Origin of the sequence: Streptococcus porci DSM 23759 (assembly GCF_000423765.1) — a bacterium.
GTDB classification, from domain to species: Bacteria; Bacillota; Bacilli; order Lactobacillales; family Streptococcaceae; genus Streptococcus; species Streptococcus porci.
On sequence record NZ_AUIP01000008.1, the window covers coordinates 90353 to 108495 of the forward strand.

At 42.0% G+C, this 18143-nt stretch carries 23 protein-coding genes; 22 read left to right on the forward strand and 1 reads right to left on the reverse strand.

Annotated features, from left to right (window positions below; translation table 11 throughout):
* Positions 1-115: 115 nt before the first annotated feature.
* The 16 genes from G576_RS0103485 (at position 116) to G576_RS0103560 (ending at position 9208) form a co-directional block, all read left to right on the forward strand.
* Positions 116-295 carry a hypothetical protein gene (locus tag G576_RS0103485; protein ID WP_027973416.1) on the forward strand — a complete coding sequence of 60 codons (180 nt, stop codon included), beginning with the start codon at positions 116-118 and terminating at the stop codon, positions 293-295.
* A gap of 1 nt (position 296) precedes the next feature.
* On the forward strand, positions 297-497 hold the full coding sequence (locus tag G576_RS0103490) for a hypothetical protein (protein ID WP_027973417.1): 201 nt from the start codon (positions 297-299) through the stop codon (positions 495-497).
* A 21-nt stretch (positions 498-518) separates the two neighbouring features.
* Positions 519-758 (forward strand): hypothetical protein, encoded by a 240-nt coding sequence (locus G576_RS0103495; RefSeq protein WP_027973418.1) that lies wholly within the window; start codon positions 519-521, stop codon positions 756-758.
* Between the two features lie 2 nt (positions 759-760).
* Positions 761-1072: a hypothetical protein gene (locus tag G576_RS0103500; RefSeq protein WP_027973419.1), complete on the forward strand. Its 312-nt coding sequence runs from the start codon at positions 761-763 to the stop codon at positions 1070-1072.
* Between the two features lie 5 nt (positions 1073-1077).
* The gene (locus tag G576_RS0103505; RefSeq protein ID WP_027973420.1) at positions 1078-1284 is read left to right on the forward strand and encodes a helix-turn-helix transcriptional regulator; all 207 of its coding nucleotides are present in this window, start codon (positions 1078-1080) and stop codon (positions 1282-1284) included.
* Positions 1285-1293: 9 nt separating this feature from the next.
* Positions 1294-1662: a hypothetical protein gene (locus tag G576_RS0103510; protein WP_027973421.1), complete on the forward strand. Its 369-nt coding sequence runs from the start codon at positions 1294-1296 to the stop codon at positions 1660-1662.
* Positions 1649-2416 carry a DUF3169 family protein gene (locus G576_RS0103515; RefSeq protein ID WP_027973422.1) on the forward strand — a complete coding sequence of 256 codons (768 nt, stop codon included), beginning with the start codon at positions 1649-1651 and terminating at the stop codon, positions 2414-2416. The genes G576_RS0103510 and G576_RS0103515 overlap by 14 nt, the downstream gene beginning before the upstream one ends.
* Before the next feature lie 52 nt (positions 2417-2468).
* Positions 2469-3008 carry a 16S rRNA (guanine(966)-N(2))-methyltransferase RsmD gene (gene rsmD, locus G576_RS0103520; RefSeq protein WP_027973423.1) on the forward strand — a complete coding sequence of 180 codons (540 nt, stop codon included), beginning with the start codon at positions 2469-2471 and terminating at the stop codon, positions 3006-3008.
* Between the two features lie 18 nt (positions 3009-3026).
* Positions 3027-3500, forward strand: a complete 474-nt coding sequence (gene coaD / locus G576_RS0103525) for a pantetheine-phosphate adenylyltransferase (RefSeq protein WP_027973424.1) — start codon at positions 3027-3029, stop codon at positions 3498-3500.
* Position 3501: 1 nt separating this feature from the next.
* Entirely contained in the window at positions 3502-4542 is a 1041-nt protein-coding gene (locus G576_RS0103530) for a SepM family pheromone-processing serine protease (protein WP_027973425.1), read from the forward strand.
* On the forward strand, positions 4539-5000 hold the full coding sequence (locus tag G576_RS0103535; protein WP_027973426.1) for a GNAT family N-acetyltransferase: 462 nt from the start codon (positions 4539-4541) through the stop codon (positions 4998-5000). The genes G576_RS0103530 and G576_RS0103535 overlap by 4 nt, the downstream gene beginning before the upstream one ends.
* 75 nt (positions 5001-5075) lie before the next feature.
* Complete coding sequence (gene ybeY / locus G576_RS0103540; protein WP_027973427.1) at positions 5076-5573, forward strand: rRNA maturation RNase YbeY; 498 nt, start codon at positions 5076-5078, stop codon at positions 5571-5573.
* The gene (locus tag G576_RS0103545; RefSeq protein ID WP_027973428.1) at positions 5554-5958 is read left to right on the forward strand and encodes a diacylglycerol kinase family protein; all 405 of its coding nucleotides are present in this window, start codon (positions 5554-5556) and stop codon (positions 5956-5958) included. Before ybeY ends, G576_RS0103545 begins: the two co-directional genes overlap by 20 nt.
* An 87-nt stretch (positions 5959-6045) precedes the next feature.
* The gene (gene cls, locus G576_RS0103550) at positions 6046-7632 is read left to right on the forward strand and encodes a cardiolipin synthase (RefSeq protein WP_027973429.1); all 1587 of its coding nucleotides are present in this window, start codon (positions 6046-6048) and stop codon (positions 7630-7632) included.
* 278 nt (positions 7633-7910) lie between these two features.
* Entirely contained in the window at positions 7911-8285 is a 375-nt protein-coding gene (locus G576_RS0103555; RefSeq protein WP_027973430.1) for an OsmC family protein, read from the forward strand.
* The gene (locus G576_RS0103560) at positions 8285-9208 is read left to right on the forward strand and encodes an AEC family transporter (RefSeq protein ID WP_027973431.1); all 924 of its coding nucleotides are present in this window, start codon (positions 8285-8287) and stop codon (positions 9206-9208) included. Before G576_RS0103555 ends, G576_RS0103560 begins: the two co-directional genes overlap by 1 nt.
* A 275-nt stretch (positions 9209-9483) precedes the next feature.
* On the opposite strand, the gene G576_RS13165 is transcribed toward G576_RS0103560, so the two are convergent.
* On the reverse strand, positions 9484-9660 hold the full coding sequence (locus G576_RS13165; RefSeq protein WP_083959927.1) for a DUF3042 family protein: 177 nt from the start codon (positions 9658-9660) through the stop codon (positions 9484-9486).
* Between the two features lie 90 nt (positions 9661-9750).
* Between G576_RS13165 and holA the strand changes: the two genes are divergently transcribed.
* From holA to G576_RS0103595, 6 genes are all read left to right on the forward strand, one after another.
* Positions 9751-10791: a DNA polymerase III subunit delta gene (gene holA, locus G576_RS0103570; protein ID WP_027973432.1), complete on the forward strand. Its 1041-nt coding sequence runs from the start codon at positions 9751-9753 to the stop codon at positions 10789-10791.
* A 99-nt stretch (positions 10792-10890) separates the two neighbouring features.
* Positions 10891-11502: a superoxide dismutase SodA gene (sodA, locus tag G576_RS0103575; RefSeq protein WP_027973433.1), complete on the forward strand. Its 612-nt coding sequence runs from the start codon at positions 10891-10893 to the stop codon at positions 11500-11502.
* Positions 11503-12221: 719 nt separating this feature from the next.
* Positions 12222-13481 (forward strand): UDP-N-acetylglucosamine 1-carboxyvinyltransferase, encoded by a 1260-nt coding sequence (locus G576_RS0103580; protein WP_027973434.1) that lies wholly within the window; start codon positions 12222-12224, stop codon positions 13479-13481.
* Between the two features lie 118 nt (positions 13482-13599).
* On the forward strand, positions 13600-14889 hold the full coding sequence (locus tag G576_RS0103585) for an alpha-amylase family glycosyl hydrolase (RefSeq protein ID WP_027973435.1): 1290 nt from the start codon (positions 13600-13602) through the stop codon (positions 14887-14889).
* Between the two features lie 121 nt (positions 14890-15010).
* Entirely contained in the window at positions 15011-16270 is a 1260-nt protein-coding gene (locus G576_RS0103590) for an extracellular solute-binding protein (RefSeq protein WP_027973436.1), read from the forward strand.
* A gap of 139 nt (positions 16271-16409) precedes the next feature.
* The gene (locus G576_RS0103595; RefSeq protein WP_027973437.1) at positions 16410-18143 is read left to right on the forward strand and encodes a glycoside hydrolase family 13 protein; all 1734 of its coding nucleotides are present in this window, start codon (positions 16410-16412) and stop codon (positions 18141-18143) included.

Here is an 18143-nt window from a genome sequence, read left to right on the forward strand (position 1 = left end):
ATGTTTATGATAATTTTGACAAAAATATTTATTTTTTTGACAAAGATAGTTGTCAAAAATAAGAAGGTGTGGTATACTTAAACCATAAAAAACGGATACAAAAAGGAGATTTGAAATGAAACAAGAATTAGTGATTAAAATCATGGTCTTTGCAGCTTTGCAAGGATTACTAGCCGGAGCGATGATTGGATTGAGTTCATTAGGAAGTATGCCTAATATCACCTATTATGTGACCATCAATGGCATTCTAACCGTCTTATTTATGATTAGTTTATTTTGGAAAGAAGAGAATTAGGATGAAATTAGTTGAATTTGTTAAAGCTGCCTTTATCGGCTTTTGTGTCGTTGGTGTTACGATATTGCTGTTAAAAGACTTATGGTCGTGGATAGTATCTGGGGAACTATCGTTGGATAAGAGTATTTATCTTATGTTACTAGGCATTATAGTCTACAAGATTGCTACACATTTTGAAAACAAATATATTGAGAAAAGATAGAGAAGGTAAGGAGAAACTATCATGAGTAAAGAACCATTGGTTAAAGGAACGTTTGAAACTAAAAAAGGAAAAGAAATTGTCATTACTGGGACGCATGTCCTCAATGTCGTTGCTTGTCTAGCTGCTATCATGTTTGTGGTTGAGATGATACAGTGGTGGCAGACTGGTGAACAACCGCAACTTGAGATTGTGCTTTGCCTATTACCAGCCATTATTGGTGGAAGTTATAACCTAGTGAAATGGCTCAGAGCGAGGAGATAGGTATGGAATATTTTGGTGTAGTCGCTTTTATTTTCTGGCTATTTTATGCAGATAAACACAAAAAATTACAACGTAGACTCAACAAATTAGAAAGAAGAAGCAAGGGGGAAAATCAGGTGTCACAACTTATTCAAAAGATGATTAATCAGGTTGCGAAAATTAATTTTAATTCAAGTTTTGAGGCGGCTTATACTTGGACCATTTTGGAAGCTGATGAGGATTGGGTGAAATTAGAACGGACAGACAAGAAGGGAAAAGTCTTTACAAAAATCGTTCGTCTAGATGATATCCAATCCATTGATATTGAGGGGTGAGTCCTATGCAAGTCTTAAAAAATCGGCTCAAGGAGTTGCGGGCTCGTGATGGGGTCAATCAAACGGAGATGGCAAAGCTTGCGGGGGTGTCTCGGCAGACTATCAGCCTGATTGAGCGGAATGAATACACACCCTCAGTCGTTATCGCCATGCGGATTGCTCGGGTTTTTGAAGAGCCTGTCGAAAATGTTTTTAGCTTGGTGGAAGAATAGGAGAGACTTATGAAAAAAATGAATTGGAATCATATAGTTGGTTTGTTGGCACTTATGATGGGGCTGATAATGGCTTACTGGGATATAACAGCGTTTCTGCGAGGAGGCGGAGCTTTAGCGACGAACTGGATTTATTATCTGTTGGGAGGGCTCTACCTGCTTTTCCGACATCAGCTTCTCCACCATATTTCATACGGTTGGCTAGTTATTGGTCTTAGTCTTGGCTTACTGGTCTTGTTGGTTGTTCTTAGTGATATAGGGGTTATTCCATACTTGGAATTTTCATCAGGATTTGTAGCCATATTTTGTGGTCTGATAGCTATGGATTTAGATACACTTGAGAAAGTCGGAAAAGGAGATAGTCATGCTAAAAATTAAAGGGACGGATTCAGCTTTAGTGCGCTTTGGAAAACAACTTTTGCAGGGAGCATTACTTGGAGCTATTATTGGCTTGCCACTGGGAGTTATTGTTGGTTATTTTGGTTTAGAAGAGGGGCTGACTTTACCTATGGATAAGATTTTGCCCTTCTTATCTTGGCTTGCTTATGGCGCTATTATTCTTTCCTTGACAGCGGTAGTAGCTTATATTCTTGCCATCCGTCAAGAAGTGGTTGCTTATGAAGGGACAGATGATGAGGACTTGGCAGATGAGCTTTATCGCAGTCTGGGGAAAAAGATAGGCTTCAGTCAGGTTTTTTCAGGGATTGCTCTGGTCCTATCTCTGGTTAATGTGCTCCTGACTTATAAAACTGAATTTGGTGGTGACAGTATGTCAGTTTCGTTCTCTGCTCTGCCATTTGCCTGCCTCATCTTATCATCCTTGGCTCAGATGTATATAATTTCCTTGAATAATCGGGTTCGTGGCATCAAGATGACTCTTCTGCCAACTATGAAAGAGCTCAAGGAAAATGTCATGCAGTTGGATGAGGCGGAAATGCAGGCTAACTATAAAATGTCTTTTGACATAGTCATGACGCTCAGCGGCCTTATTTTGCCAAGCATTTACGTTATTCTCTTCTTTATGGCTTTTATTTTCCAAAAAGTCGAATTGACTGGTATTTTGATTGCGGCAGGGATTCATCTTTACATCATGGTTATGAACTTTAAGATGACTAAGGATTATTTCAAATAAAGCTATCAGTTTATCTTCTGAGATAGGCTGATTTTGTGTTATAATAGGTGGCATGAGAATTGTATCAGGTGAATTCGGTGGTCGTCCCATTAAGACTTTAGACGGGAAAAATACGCGCCCAACTTCGGATAAGGTCAGGGGTGCCATGTTTAATATGATTGGTCCTTACTTTGAAGGGGGGCGTGTCTTGGATCTCTATGCAGGCTCAGGAGCTCTAGCCATTGAGGCTGTTTCTCGAGGCATGTCGGAGGCTGTTTTGGTGGAAAAGCATAGCGGAGCGCAGGCTATTATTCAAGAGAATATCAAGATGACCAAGTCTGAGAGCCAGTTTAGCTTGCTAAAAATGGAGGCAGATCGTGCGTTGACGCAGTTGACAGGGGTCTTTGATTTGGTTCTGCTGGATCCGCCATACGCTAAGGAGCAAATTGTAGCAACCATTGAAAAATTGGACCAGTTAGGGCTTTTAGCAGAGGAGGTTATGATTGTCTGTGAAACGGACAAGTCCGTTCAACTTCCAGAGGAAATCGCCTCAGTTGGCATCTGGAAAGAGAAAGTTTATGGGATTTCTAAGGTGACGGTTTATATTCACTGAGAGTAGATGAGGTTAGAAATGACAAAAATTGGACTGTTAGCGGGTTCTTTTGATCCTATTACGGTGGGACATTTGGACATTATCAGGCGCGCCAGTGGGCTTTTTGACCAGCTTATTGTCGGCGTATTTTACAATAAGGAAAAAGCAGGGCTCTTTGACATTGAGACCCGAGAACGCATGATTAAGGAAGCGGTAGCTGATATGCCTACTGTCTCTGTAGTCACTTCTAGTGGCGAGTTGGCTGTTGAGGTTGCTAGACGTTATGGGGCGACCCATTTGGTGAGAGGCTTGCGCAATGCAACGGATTTTGATTATGAAGCCAATTTAGAATATTTTAATCGACACTTGGCCTCGGAGCTTGAGACGGTTTATCTGATAGCTAGTCATGCTTATCAGCCGGTTTCGTCTAGCCGAGTACGTGAGCTTATTTATTTTGGTGCAGATTTAGACGGTTTTGTGCCAACAAGTGTTATCAAAGAAGTGGAGAAATAGCGTGAAGACAATCAAAAAATTCAAGTGGTGGCTCTTGGGACTTTTGACCCTGATTGTGGTGCTGGTAGGATTTTTCTTACCAATTCCTTACTATATTGAAATGCCTGGCGGGGCCTATGATATTCGTTCAGTACTAAATGTGGATGGACAGACAGACGAGGAGGACGGTTCTTACAATTTTGTGGCTGTAACAGTTCGCCAAGCTACACCTATTCAAGTTTTAGCGGCATGGTTGACGCCCTATACTGAAGTATCCTCGGCAGAAGCTACGACGGGTGGGGTTTCCAATGAGGACTACTGGCGCATCAGTCAGTTTTACATGGAAACGTCGCAAAATTCAGCTATTAGCGAGGCTTTGAGCTTGGCAGGTGAAGAGGTTGAACTCAATTATCTGGGTGTCTATGTCCTCAGTTTGGCGGAAGATTCAACTTTTAAGGATGTTCTCAATCTGGCAGACACGGTTACGGGTGTCAATGGTGAGACCTTTTCAAGTTCTAAGGATTTGATTGACTATGTAGGTGCCCTTAAAATCGGAGACGATGTAACGGTTCAGTACACGACATCAGGTCAGAAAAAATCAGCTTCTGGTAAAATCATCAAGCTGGAGAATGGCAAAAATGGGATTGGTATCGGGCTGGTGGATCACACAGAAATTGAGACAGCTCACTCCATCAATTTCTCTACAGATGGGGTTGGAGGTCCATCAGCAGGGCTTATGTTCACCCTCAGCATCTACGATCAGCTCATCGACGAAGATTTACGCAAGGGTCGTGTGATTGCAGGTACTGGGACTATTGAAAAAGGCGGAGCTGTTGGTGATATCGGAGGCGCTGGGCTCAAAGTGGTCTCAGCCCACAAAGCTGGTGCGGAGATCTTCTTTGTCCCAAATAATCCTATCGAAAAGGAAATGAAGAAGTATTATCCAAAAGGTAATAACTATCAGGAAGCTCTGGCTGTAGCAAAAGAATTAAACACAGACATGAAGATTGTTCCTGTGACCAATGTGAAAGATGCTGTTGACTATTTGAGGAAGAATCCATGATAAGTTACGATAAGTTGCTCTTGACTAAGGCAGATGATAGGGAGTTAGTAAGCTTAGTAGCGCTCTCGACAATCTGGGCTGAGGAAAAAACCATGCCTTCTTATCACCCAAATGTAGCTGAGGATTTTCTTAATCGAGAACTTTATGTGGCACGTTCAGGAGATGATATCATTGCCTATGCTCTGGGAGATATTGTGGAATCAACCGAGAAAACCTCTTATCATAGCATTGGTGAGAAAACTTTTAAGTTAGATGAACTGTATGTCGTTTCTGCCTATCGTAATCATGGCGTAGGACGAGAACTCTACCGTTTTCTTGAAGAAGACCTTAAGGCTGAGGTTCAGGTTCTCTCAGTTGTTGCTGCCACACACAACTATCAAGACTTGCTTCGTTTCTACATCGAGGAGTTGGGGATGACTTTTAATCATGCCCTTCTGGTTAAGCGACTAGATACTTAAGAGACTGCAGGATTTTTCCTGCTTTTTCTATTGTCTTATGGTATAATGAAGAGAGAAACAAGTGAGAGAATTAGTATGTACGTAGAATTAGTAGATGAGACAGGACAAGTCTCAGAAGAACTGAAACAGCAGACTCTGGATTTGTTAGAGTTTGCAGCTCAAAAAATGGGCAAGGAAAACAAAGAAATGGCGGTTACTTTTGTGACCAATGAACGTAGTCACGAACTCAATTTGGAGTTCCGTGGCACGGATCGTCCAACTGACGTTATAAGCCTAGAGTATAAGCCGGAACACCCTATCTTGTTTGATGAGGAGGATTTTACTGAAAATCCTGACTTGGCAGAGATGATGGATGAATTCGATGCTTATATCGGTGAGCTTTTTATCTCCATAGATAAGGCTCGCGAGCAGGCAGAAGATTATGGGCACTCTTATGAGCGTGAAATGGGCTTCTTAGTAGTGCACGGCTTTTTACACATCAACGGTTACGACCATTACACGCCTGAAGAAGAGGCGGAAATGTTTGGCTTACAAGAGGAGATTCTGACGGCCTATGGACTTACGAGACAATAATCCACAAAAAAAGTGGAAGAATATGGATCTGTTGACAAGCCTCGAGTTTGCCATGACGGGGATTGTGACAGCTTTTAAGGAAGAACGAAACCTGAAAAAGCACGCTCTTTCAGCGCTTTTGGTAACAATAGCTGGCGCTCTCTTCCAGATTTCAGCCATTGAGTGGCTTTTCCTTCTTTTGGCGATTTTTTTAGTCATAACCTTTGAAATCGTCAATTCGGCCATCGAAAACGCGGTGGATTTGGCTAGTAATTATCATTTCTCCATGTTGGCAAAAAATGCCAAGGACATGGCAGCGGGAGCTGTATTGGTAATTTCGGGTTATGCCGTTCTGACGGGCTTAATCATCTTTTTGCCTAAGGTTTGGGCCTTAGTATCTGGCTAGAGAGAAGGTTCGTTTTTTTCTTCATTTAGTATGACCTCCCAAGGTGTCGGCTTACCGACACCTTGTTTTTATGATATAATAAAGAAAATGATGGAGGATAGCATGAACGAAGAAAAACAGCGGATTCGGCTTCTGAGAAAAGGGAAACGGGGCTTTTGGCGCTTGATTTTTAGCCGTGTCTGGATTATGGGATTTTTCATTATCCTGCAGTTTCTCTTGCTTTTGACCACCTTCAGATGGTTGGAAGAATACGAAGCCCTCTTTCAAGTTCTTTCATTTCTGATGGTTTTTTCGGCGGTTCTTTATCTCTTTAATAGTGAGATGGAGGCTACAGCTAAGATGACTTGGCTACTGCTCATCATGCCATTCCCAGTTTTTGGTGCAGCCCTACTTTTTTACAGCAAGACCGACATAGGTTACCGCGGTTTGAAGCGTCGCATCAACGAACTGGAAAGGGAGGGGCTTAGTTATTTGGAGCAGGATCCTGACGTAGTGTCAGACTTGCGTGAGGCACACTCGACTACCTATAATTTGGTCAAGTATTTCCGCCGTAATGACGGTTATTACCCCGTATACAAAAATACTCAGCTAACCTATTTTCCGACCGGAGAAGCCAAGTTTGAAGAACTGAAAAAGCAGTTGCTTGGGGCGAAAAAATTTATCTTCTTAGAATATTTTATTATCGCTGAGGGGCTCATGTGGGGTGAAATCTTAGCGATTTTGGAGCAAAAGGTCAAGGAAGGAGTCGAGGTGCGCGTCCTCTACGACGGTATGAATGAGGTGACCACCCTATCTTTTGACTATGTTGAGCGACTAAAAAAACTTGGTATCAAGGCGAGATCTTTTGCCCCCCTATCGCCGTTTTTATCAACCTATTATAATTACCGAGATCACCGTAAGATCTTAGTTATCGATAATGAAGTTGCTTTTACAGGTGGCATCAATCTGGCAGATGAATACATCAATCATATTGAGCGTTTTGGCTACTGGAAGGATACCGCTATCATGTTGCGAGGTCAGGCGGTACAGACCTTTACAGTTCTCTTTATCCAGATGTGGTCAACCTTGGATAGAGATGTGGACTATAGTTCCTTTTTACTGGATATTCCCACCCTTCCTCAGAGTGATGGTTTTGTTATACCCTTTGGGGACTCTCCTATGGATCAGGATAAGGTGGCAGAAAATGTTTATATCGATATCCTCAATCATGCTAGAGACTACGTGCATATCATGACTCCTTATCTAATCTTGGACAGCGCCCTTGAACACGCCATCTGTTTTGCGGCGGAGCGGGGGGTGGATGTTCGAATTATTATGCCTGGAATTCCGGATAAGCGTATCCCCTACGCCCTTGCAAAGACTTACTATCAGCGCTTAATAACTTCTGGTGTTAAGATATATGAGTACAGACCAGGATTTGTTCATGCAAAGGTCTTTCTTTCAGACAATAGCAAAGCAGTGGTGGGGACAATAAACCTTGATTACCGTAGTCTTTATCACCACTTTGAATGTGGGGTTTACATTTATCAATCCTCAGTTTTAACAGATATTGCCTCAGACTTCGAGGAAACCTTTGAACAGAGTGATTGTGTCAGTCTAGAAGACGTTGAAAATCGTCCTTTTAAAACGAAGATGATAGGAAGTCTAGCTCGAATGGTCGCACCGCTCTTGTAAAAGTTACTAAATTCTGTTATAATAGCGACATGCGATGAGCCGAATTTTCTTTGTTAGCTATTAACAAAGATATTTGCGCAGGGGATATCATAAACGCAGGAGCGGATTTTGATTAGTTGATGTGAACCCTCTAATCACATTCTTTCAGGAGAATGCCCCATGACGACCGTAAGGTCGTTTTTTTCATATGTCGTTTTCAGGATTTCAGTTTTTAACTACTTTCGTAGTAAAAAACAGTCTTGGAGGCTGCTTTCTTATTTATCAAAAGGAGCTATATCATGTATCAAACTAAAATTAAGGGAGATCGTCTATACCACGCGTTATCATCTGGTTACGGAGAATCAGTTGAGACCTTTGGCTTTGTTGAAGATGGCGAGACGCCGATGAGTTTGCTGGTTATCGCTTTGTCGTCTTGTATGACTATGTGTGTGCAGGGTTATTACAAGCGCATGTATGACTTGGAGGTCTTTGACATGGAAGTGCTAGCTTCTTATAACGAAGACATTTTTAATCTGACCATCAAGTTGCCAGCCCAGCTTTTGTCACAGACCGACCAAGAGGATTTAAGGGCTTACGCTAATCGCCACTGTCGTGTAAAGCGGCTTCTGCGTGAAGACGTCAGGGTCTCCATGAGCTTTGAAGGGGGAATCTAATGGAAATATCCTTTTTAGTTTTTGAAAAATTGCTAGCGCTCTTTCTTTTGATGGGAATGGGGCTCCTTTTTGCCCAACAAGGCATTTTCACTAAAGAAGTGACTTTGCAGTTGTCCAAGCTCTTGACAAAATTTGTAGCACCTAGTCTTTTTGTCTCCTCCTTTGTTGAGGCGGAATTTTCTTGGGAAAAGCTGAGCAATCTGGGAATTAGTTTTCTGGCTGCACTTTTAATACTGGGAACACGAATCATCATCGTCCATTTTCTATTTCCTGCTCAACGCAATATGGACAAATATGCAACCCTTTTTGCTAATGTCGGTTTTATGGGGACACCATTAGCTCTTGCCGTGGGTGGTAAGGAGGCGGTCTTTTATATCTCAGGTTTTGTCATCGCCAATCAACTAACCCAGTGGACTTATGGGATTTATTTGATTTCAAGAGATCGCTCAGTGGTCAATCCTCGCTCCCTTTTGCTTAACCCAGCTACTCTTGGAACAGTTATTGGAATATTTTTCTTTGTCTTGCCTATTGAAATACCTCAAGTTTTTGTTGGGGCTGTTGACTCATTTGCGGCGCTTAATACGCCTTTGTCGACATTGGTTTTAGGGGCTTATTTTTACAAGGCCAGCCCGAGGCAAATTTTTCTTTATCGTCCTGCCTATCAGACGGCTTTTTGGCGCTTAATTGGGACTTCAGTATTCAGTATCTTGCTGATTTGGGCTCTACCAATAGGGGAAACAGATGTTAAGCTAGCACTCAGCATTGCTTCGGCGTCACCTTCAGCCCTGAATACGGCTCTGCTTAGTCAAGTTTACGGTGGAGACTACGAATACGGTTCACGCTTGGTTCTTCTAACAACCACCCTATCCTTGCTCACTATCCCTATTGTAATGGGCTTGGCAGGAATATTATATTTAAATTAAGTCCCAAAAATGAGGCTAAGAAAAAATCGGCATTCTTGCCGATTTTTTCTTAGCCACTTTCCCATTTTCAGGTGCTCAACTGACAATAGCCTATCCCCAGACCTTTTGAACTCCCGCCTCCGCACAGTTGACTAGTAGGTCTCTATCCCTTGTGTAGTAAGGGACGATAGCTATCAATCAACCACTGCACCAAATAATCTACCTGCAATAATGGTAAAAAGGCTAGGACTTTGTCCTAGCCTCATTTTAATATTTATGTGGTTATGTGGCCATCTTTAACGTGACACACGGCGACGAGCAGCTTTTTTACGGTTTTCTTCGATAAAAGCAGCTTTCTTTTCTTCCGGTTCGATGATGGTTTTTTGAATTGCAAAGAGTGCTCCAGCAGCTGCAGCAATTGAACCAACAACACCAGTCACAATACCTTTAGCAAATGGATGTTTTTTTGCCATATCAATGTCTCCTATCTTCTTTTAGATATCTTAATCATAGCAAATTAGAGAAAATAGTCAAGTTTCAAGCTGCTGTGGTATAATAAAAGCATGATTGCTATTGAAGAAATTGATAAACTGACCAAAGAAAAGTTAGCATTGCTAACGGTTGTAACCGGTGAAGATCTCGGTCAGTACAGCCAACTAAAAGATGCCTTTATGAAGGCTGTTGCTTTTGACAAGGATGATTTGACCTACTCCTATTTTGACCTGGCGGAGGCCAACTATGCTACGGCGGAGATGGATTTGGAGAGCCTGCCTTTTTTTGCGGATGAGAAGCTGGTCTTTTTTGACAATCTTTTGGACATCACGACAGACAGGAAATCCTATTTGTCTGAGCAAGAGCTCAAACGCTTCGAAGCCTATCTGGAAAATCCCGTAGACACTACCAGATTGATTATCTTTGCCCCTGGCAAGTTAGATGGCAAGCGTCGTTTGGTTAAAATCTTGAAGCGTGATGCTCAGGTTTTTGAAGCGAGTCCTTTGAAAGAGTCTGAGTTGAGAACTTATTTTCAAAAGTTAGCTCACAAGGCAGGTCTAGCTTTTGAGGCTGGTGTCTTTGAGGAGCTTTTGATAAAGTCCAACTTTGATTTTTCTGACACTGCAAAAAATCTTGATTTTCTCACTTCTTATAAGAAGCAGGGCACAGTTACCCACGAGGATATTGCGCAAGCCATTCCCAAGAGCCTGCAAGATAATCTCTTTGACCTGACCCAGTGGGTGCTTGCGGGAAAAATCGATGCCAGTCGTGAGCTGGTGCGTGATTTGCGTCTGCAGGGAGAGGATGACATTAAGCTCATTGCCATTATGCTGGGGCAGTTTCGTCTCTTTCTGCAGGTCAAGATTTTGGCAAGTCAGGGAAGATCAGAGCAGGCTATGGTAGCCGACTTGTCCGAACTTTTGGGGCGAAAGGTCAATCCCTATCAGGTCAAATTTGCCCTTCGTGATAGTCGAACCTTATCGCTTGATTTTCTGAGAAAAGCTGTCGCAACTCTAATTGATTGCGATTATCAGATCAAGTCTGGTACTTATGACAAAGATTACCTCTTTGATTTGGCGCTGTTAAAAATTGCGAGTTTGAGAAAATCGTGATTGCTATGTTATGGGAGACTGTATTTCTCAGTTCAAATTTTTGAATGCTTTGCCATTTTGCGATAGAATAAAGAAAATTAGAGAAAAGAGGAACCTTAAATGGCTATTATTTTACCAGACCTACCTTACGCTTATGATGCTTTGGAACCAGTGATTGATGCGGAGACAATGACTCTTCACCATGACAAGCACCACGCAACTTATGTGGCAAATGTTAATGCTGCTCTTGAAAAACACCCTGAAATCGGTGAAGACTTGGTAGCTCTTTTGTCAGATGTCGAGCAAATTCCTGCTGATATCCGTCAAGCGGTAATCAACAACGGTGGTGGGCACCTTAACCACGCTCTTTTTTGGGAATTACTTTCTCCAGAAAAAACAGAAATCACAGTAGAAGTGGCTACAGCTATCGATGAGGTCTTTGGCTCATTTGACGCTTTCAAGGAAGCTTTCACAGCTGCTGCAACAACACGTTTTGGTTCAGGGTGGGCATGGCTTGTAGTCAATGCAGATGGTAAACTTGAAGTGACTTCAACTGCCAACCAAGACACACCAATTATGGAAGGCAAGCAACCGATCTTAGCCCTTGACGTTTGGGAGCATGCTTACTACCTCAACTACCGCAACGTCCGTCCAAACTACATCAAAGCTTTCTTTGAGGTGATTAACTGGAATAAAGTAGCGGAACTTTATAAAGAAGCTACAGCCAAGTAAATTTCGCAAGTGATGGCGACGACATTGTGACAAACCAATCCTTACGAACAGACAAGCTACGATGTTTCAACTAAAAAGCGATGTTATTTTTAGTTGAAACTAGTCAGTGAGCTAGCTAGCTGCGTCTCGTAGGTTTTGGCGTAGAATGGCTTTGTCCTCTTGTTCAGTTAGTCAGTCCTATAGGCAAGTGTTTATCCGCTGGCGTTGAGGAGTGAAACAAAGTTGCTGAATTCTGCGTGGCAGCAAAATAAATCATATAATTATACAGAGGCAGTGAGCAGTTCCTGCCTTTTTGCGTTGCACTGGATTTACCTATCTTTTTCTTCTCTTGTCATATATTATTTTATTGATAAAATAATTGGTGCTTTTTAGATAGCCTGTAACATCATAAGCAAGTATTGTCATCTCATTATCTTTTATCATTATCGTGACTTGATTTGCCGTACTCCAGTACAGTTTGAAGCTTGCTGCCTGATACTAAAAGTAACTCCCAAAAAAATACCTTAAAAACTGTTTAATTGTTCTTGCGGAACTAGGAAATGACATTGGCCTTACCTCTGCAGCACAGTTTGTGAAGTCAAGGTAAAAAGAATTTTAGGTCGCTATGTTAAGCCTTGTCGGATTATATGCGAAAGCCAGATAGCTGACAGTTACATTTGTATTATAGAAGACATTATGGTAAAATTGTAGGGTTGAATTTTAGTTTGTGAAAGTTTATTATGCGAAAAATTGTTATCAATGGTGGTAGACCACTAAAAGGAGAAGTAGCTGTTTCTGGAGCTAAAAACTCGGTTGTAGCACTAATTCCTGCTATTATTTTGGCGGATGGTGTGGTGACACTTGACGGCGTCCCGGCCATCAGCGATGTGGATGCACTAGTTGAGATTATCGAGATTATGGGTGGAAGTGTTAAGCGTGAAGGAGATAGTCTTGAGATTGACCCTCGTGGCGTTAAGGACATGCCTATGCCTTTTGGGAAAATCAATAGCTTGCGTGCTTCTTACTATTTTTATGGTAGTTTGCTTGGACGTTATGGTCAGGCAACGGTTGGTTTACCGGGAGGGTGTGACTTGGGTCCTCGTCCTATAGACTTGCACCTGAAAGCCTTTGAAGCTATGGGAGCAGGTGTGACTTATGAGAGCGAGGCTATGCGGATTGCGACCAATGGAGAATCTCTTCATGGTGCTCATATCTATATGGATACGGTCAGCGTTGGCGCCACTATCAATACCATGATTGCGGCAGCTAAAGCCAAGGGACGTACGGTCATTGAAAACGCTGCACGTGAACCAGAAATCATTGATGTGGCAACGCTTCTCAATAATATGGGTGCTCGTATTCGAGGTGCAGGTACAGACATGATTACCATTGAGGGTGTGGAGCATCTGCATGGGACACGTCATCAAGTTATTCCAGACCGTATCGAAGCAGGGACTTATATCGCCATGGCAGCAGCTATTGGGCAGGGGGTTAAAATCACCAATGTCCTCTATGAACACCTAGAGTCATTCATCGCTAAGTTAGAGGAGATGGGGGTTCGCATGACCGTTGAGGAAGACAGTATTTTTGTGGAGGCTCAGGATTCCTTAAGGGCGGTGACAATTAAGACGGCTCCTTACCCAGGTTTTGCGACAGACCTGCAGCAACCCTTGACACCACTTTTGTTAAAAGCCAAAGGCAGAGGCAAGATTATCGACACTATCTATGAAAAACGTGTCAATCACGTACCCGAGATGGCTCGTATGGGTGCCGATATTCAGGTTTTGGGTGGACAAATCATTTACGATGGTGGTAAAGTGTTAAGTGGAGCGCCTGTTAAGGCCTCAGATCTTCGTGCTGGCGCAGCTCTTGTCACTATGGGATTGATGGCAGAAGGTCAAACTGAAATCACCAATGTCGAATTTATCCTGCGTGGTTATTCTAACATCATTGAAAAATTGACAGCCCTAGGGGCTGATATAAGGTTAATTGAAAACTAAGAAATGACAGTCGAGTGTTCTCGGCTGTTTTCTTAATGACAATTTTTAGGAAAACGCTTGTGTAAATGTTGCCTATCTGATAAACTATTGGCGAATTAAAGAAAATTAGGAGAAACTCATGGCTAAAAACACTAATCTTGCTCTTCGTCAAGCAATTATCTATTCACTTTACGTAAGAAATTTTTCAGAAGAGGGAACTTTTAAGGCTATCCTGCCAGAACTGGATCGAATCAAGGCACTGGGGACGGATGTTATTTGGTTCTTACCTTTCTATCCTAATGGAGAGATTGCTCGAAAGGGTACTGCGGGCTCGCCTTACGCTATTAGGGATTATCGGACTGTAGATTCACATTTTGGAACTTTAGAGGATTTTGACGAGCTAGTGAACCAGATTCATGCTCGAGATATGAAAGTCATGATTGACATCGTCTATAACCATACGTCACCTGATTCTCTGCTGGCTCAGGAACACCCCGAATGGTTTTACCACAAGGAGGACGGTTCTTTTGGCAATCGTGTTGGCGACTGGTCGGATATTATTGACTTGGATTATGCCCACAGAGAATTGTGGGATTATCAGATTGAAACGTTAAAACTGTGGGCTAGTCGAGGTGTTGATGGTTTTCGCTGTGATGTGGCGCCGCTAATTCCCTTAGAGTTTTGGCAGGAAGCGCGTGCTGAGGTTGAAAAAATAAAGCCAGGTACGATTTGGTTATCTGAAAGTATAGAGCCTGATTTTATCAAATATATGCGCAGTCAGGGGCTGACAGCTCTTAGTGATGGTGAGATTTTTCAAGCATTTGATATGGCTTATGATTATGATGTGCGTGGTCTCTGGGTGGATTATCTAGAAGGAAAGATTCCGCTATCAGCCTACGTCGACCGACTTAACATGCAAGAGGTCATTTTTCCAGCTAACTACATCAAGCTACGCAATTTGGAAAATCATGATAATCGCAGAGCAGCTGACTTGATTTCTGACAAAGCCCAGCTTTTGCAATGGACAGCTTTTAATTACCTGCAAAAAGGAGCCACACTCATTTACAATGGACAAGAAAAGCAGGCGATGACTGTCCCAAGTCTCTTTGAAAAGGATACGATTGACTGGGCTGGAGAAGACCTTTCAGCCTACCTTTCCAAGTTGGCCAAAATCAAAAAAATGATTCCAATAGATACGGATTATCAACTGGTAGCTGATGATGAGAACGATACAGTCATTCTGGTACATCATTCTAAAACGCAAACGATTGCTGTTGCCTTCTCCTTTAAAGGAAAAGAGTCAGAAGTAGTTGTAGATATTCCAGATGGGTATTATCGAAATGTGATGAATGGTGATGAAATCGCCGTTGTAAAGGGTAAAATCAAGGTTTCAGACCAAGTTATTGTTCTTGTAGTTGAACAGTGTTAAGAAGATTTTCGCTAAAAAATAAAAAAAGATTAAATTTTTTGATGGAAACCGCTTGCATAAACTTTAAAACTCTGCTATACTAATATCATCAAAACAAAACCCATTACGGAGGACACCATTTATGAAATGGAATTGGAAAAAATTTGCATTCGGTGCAGTCACTTTGACATCAGCAGTTACTTTAGCTGCATGTGGCGGAGGGTCTGATAAGAAAGCGGACTCAAGCGAAGACTCTAAAAAATTAGTTGTGTCTGTTGACACTGGTTATGTTGACTACATTAAATCTATCGAAGCTGACTTTGAAAAAGAAAACGGTGTAGATATCGAAGTCAAGGAAGAAGCAATGACTGATACCCTTGATAAATTGTCAACAGATGGACCAACAGGTGCAGCTCCAGACGTTATGGTTGCACCATATGACCGTGTAGGTGGCCTTGGAACAGAAGGGCAAATTGCTGAAGTTAAACTTGGCAATGAAGCTGATTACGATGAAACTGCTAAAAACCTTGTTACACTTGACGGAACTGTATATGGTGCGCCAGCGGTTGTTGAAAGTTTGATTCTATACTACAATAAAGACCTTTTGTCAGAAGCACCAAAAACATTTGATGAATTGATGGCGCTTCAAAAAGACAGCAAATATGCTTTTGCAGGTGAAAATGGCAAAGCAGTAGGTTTCCTTGCAAACTGGACAAACTTCTACTATGCTTACGGTTTGACAGCAGGTTACGGCGGTTATGTCTTTGGTAAAGACGGTACGGACGCATCAGATATTGGTTTGGCAAACAGCGGAGCAATTGAAGGCTTGAATTACGCTAAATCTTGGTATGACACATGGCCTCAAGGTATGCAAGATACTACCAAAGCTGGTGACTTTATCAACGAACAATTTACAACAGGAAAAACTGCAGCTATTATTGACGGACCATGGGCAGCAGCCTCATTGACAGATGCTAAAGTGAACTGGGGAGCTGCACAAATTCCTACACTTCCAAACGGCGGTAAATACGAAGCATTCGGTGGTGGTAAAGCTTGGGTTATCTCAAACTACAGCAAGAACAAAGAAGTTGCTCAAAAATTCCTTGACTATGTGACAAATGAAGCAAACCAATCAAGCTTCTATGACGCAACTCAAGAAATCCCAGCAAACGTAAAAGCACGTGAATATGCAACAGGTAAAGGTAACGAATTGACTTCTGCAGTTATCGCGCAATTTGCTGATGCTCAACCAATGCCAAATATCCCACAAATGGCTGAAGTTTGGGAACCAGCAGCAACACTCTTCTTTGACGTTGCATCTGGTAAGAAAAAAGCTGAAGATGCAGCAAAAGAAGCTGCTTCTACAATTAAAGAAGCTATCGAACAAAAGTACGCTGAATAATGATATTGTAAAAGCTGATTCAGAAACTTCTGTTTCAGCTTTTTCTCTCCCTTGGTTTCCTGCATATGCAACGATTATTGTTGAGGAGCCTTACCTCTTTGAGGTGGGGAGAGAAAAGGCTTGAAAGAAAGGATTTATTATGAATAAAGCGGCTGTTTTTCACCAGCCTGATTCTCGCTATTGTTTTGCCATAGATGATAAGAAATTAGTGATTCGCCTAAGATTGGCTAAGGAAGATAGAGACGCCAGCGTCTCATTGATTTATGGTCAAAAATATCAGTTTCATAAAAGTCGGACAGAACTTTCTCTCCCGTATCGAGGAAGTGATGGATTGCACGCTTATTTTGAAGCTACCCTAGAGTTGGAAGATACTAGGTTAGCCTATATTTTCAAGATTTGTCTTGGAGATGAAAGCTATTATTTCAGCGAGTCAGGTATGTCTGAAGATTATGATTTTGAAAATGCCTATCAAACATATTTCCAAATGCCCTTTGTCAATCCTGCGGATGTTCATCGTCTAGTTGATTGGAGTGGCCGAGGCACCTTTTACCAAATCTTCGTAGATCGCTTTGCTCGTGGAGATTTTGAAAAAGATGACAGTTATGTCAATATGGATTGGACGGATAAACCAAAGTCTCATGATTTTGCTGGCGGTGATTTAAAAGGTATTGAGAAAAAATTGGACTACCTGCAAGATTTGGGGATTACAGCCCTCTATCTAACACCGATTTTTAAATCTGTCTCCAACCATAAGTACGACATCAAGGACTATTACGCTATCGATGAGCAGTTTGGAAACGCCTTTTCTCTGAAAGCGCTAGTAGATGGGGCACATAGCCGTGGAATTCGTGTAATCTTAGATGCTGTTTTTAATCACTCTAGTAATCTCCTGCCAGAGTTTCAAGATGTTTTGAAAAAAGGCAGAGCTTCAAACTATTATGATTGGTTTATGATTGACGGGGACTATCCCGAACTTTTACCCCTTAATTACGAGACTTTCGCCAGCGTGACTAATATGCCTAAGTGGAATACTTCAAATCCAGAGGTACAGGCTTATCTCTTGGACATTGTCCGTTTTTGGATGATAGAAGCTGATATTGATGGCTGGCGTTTAGATGTTTCGGATGAAGTTTCCCATGATTTTTGGCGACAGTTTAGAAAAGTGGTTAAGACGATTAATCCTAAGGCCATTATCATTGGTGAAAATTGGCACGACGCCTATCCCTTCCTTCAGGGAGACCAGTTTGACAGTATCATGAATTATGCCTTTAGCACGGCAACGCACCGCTTCCTCACGCAGCAAGACAAAAGAGCTGAGCATCTGGTAGAGGATTTGACTAACATTCTTATGCGCAATACCCAACAGGTTAATCGCATGAATCTGAACCTCTTAGATTCTCACGATACCCATCGTTTTATCAACCAATTAGATGGGGATCAGGATAAATTATTATCAGCGCTGGCTCTGCTCCTAACTTTTGATGGCTCACCCTGTATTTATTACGGGACAGAAATTGCCCTGGAGGGAGCTTATGATCCCGATTGCCGTCGAGGCATGCTTTGGGAAAAAGCTGATGCGGATAATCCATTTTGGCTCAAGGTACGCAGTCTTCTTCATCTTAGGAAGAATGAAAAAGCCCTGCAAGAAGGAGATATACAGCTACTTGCAAGAGATGGTAGATTTGAACTTATCAGAACCTTTGAAGATAAGGTCATTCACCTCTACATCAATAGTAGCCAAGAAGATTTTCCTTGCCCACAGGGGAAAATGCTCTTGTCACATTTGCTACAAGATGGTATGCTAAAACCAGAAGGTTTTGTTATCATCGAAAGTTGCAAGAAACACCACGTACTAACAAAGGAAAGGAGTTGA

Coding starts and splice junctions, on each gene's coding strand:
- coaD (WP_027973424.1), top strand. CDS start 3,027: ATGACAAAAATTGGACTGTTAGCGGGTTCTTTTGATCCTATTACGGTG.
- G576_RS0103515 (WP_027973422.1), top strand. CDS start 1,649: ATGCTAAAAATTAAAGGGACGGATTCAGCTTTAGTGCGCTTTGGAAAA.
- cls (WP_027973429.1), top strand. CDS start 6,046: ATGATGGAGGATAGCATGAACGAAGAAAAACAGCGGATTCGGCTTCTG.
- G576_RS0103595 (WP_027973437.1), top strand. CDS start 16,410: ATGAATAAAGCGGCTGTTTTTCACCAGCCTGATTCTCGCTATTGTTTT.
- G576_RS0103510 (WP_027973421.1), top strand. CDS start 1,294: ATGAAAAAAATGAATTGGAATCATATAGTTGGTTTGTTGGCACTTATG.
- holA (WP_027973432.1), top strand. CDS start 9,751: ATGATTGCTATTGAAGAAATTGATAAACTGACCAAAGAAAAGTTAGCA.
- G576_RS0103545 (WP_027973428.1), top strand. CDS start 5,554: ATGGACTTACGAGACAATAATCCACAAAAAAAGTGGAAGAATATGGAT.
- G576_RS0103560 (WP_027973431.1), top strand. CDS start 8,285: ATGGAAATATCCTTTTTAGTTTTTGAAAAATTGCTAGCGCTCTTTCTT.
- G576_RS0103585 (WP_027973435.1), top strand. CDS start 13,600: ATGGCTAAAAACACTAATCTTGCTCTTCGTCAAGCAATTATCTATTCA.
- rsmD (WP_027973423.1), top strand. CDS start 2,469: ATGAGAATTGTATCAGGTGAATTCGGTGGTCGTCCCATTAAGACTTTA.
- G576_RS0103590 (WP_027973436.1), top strand. CDS start 15,011: ATGAAATGGAATTGGAAAAAATTTGCATTCGGTGCAGTCACTTTGACA.
- G576_RS0103505 (WP_027973420.1), top strand. CDS start 1,078: ATGCAAGTCTTAAAAAATCGGCTCAAGGAGTTGCGGGCTCGTGATGGG.
- G576_RS0103535 (WP_027973426.1), top strand. CDS start 4,539: ATGATAAGTTACGATAAGTTGCTCTTGACTAAGGCAGATGATAGGGAG.
- G576_RS0103580 (WP_027973434.1), top strand. CDS start 12,222: ATGCGAAAAATTGTTATCAATGGTGGTAGACCACTAAAAGGAGAAGTA.
- G576_RS13165 (WP_083959927.1), bottom strand. CDS start 9,660: ATGGCAAAAAAACATCCATTTGCTAAAGGTATTGTGACTGGTGTTGTT.
- sodA (WP_027973433.1), top strand. CDS start 10,891: ATGGCTATTATTTTACCAGACCTACCTTACGCTTATGATGCTTTGGAA.
- G576_RS0103555 (WP_027973430.1), top strand. CDS start 7,911: ATGTATCAAACTAAAATTAAGGGAGATCGTCTATACCACGCGTTATCA.
- ybeY (WP_027973427.1), top strand. CDS start 5,076: ATGTACGTAGAATTAGTAGATGAGACAGGACAAGTCTCAGAAGAACTG.
- G576_RS0103495 (WP_027973418.1), top strand. CDS start 519: ATGAGTAAAGAACCATTGGTTAAAGGAACGTTTGAAACTAAAAAAGGA.
- G576_RS0103490 (WP_027973417.1), top strand. CDS start 297: ATGAAATTAGTTGAATTTGTTAAAGCTGCCTTTATCGGCTTTTGTGTC.
- G576_RS0103500 (WP_027973419.1), top strand. CDS start 761: ATGGAATATTTTGGTGTAGTCGCTTTTATTTTCTGGCTATTTTATGCA.
- G576_RS0103485 (WP_027973416.1), top strand. CDS start 116: ATGAAACAAGAATTAGTGATTAAAATCATGGTCTTTGCAGCTTTGCAA.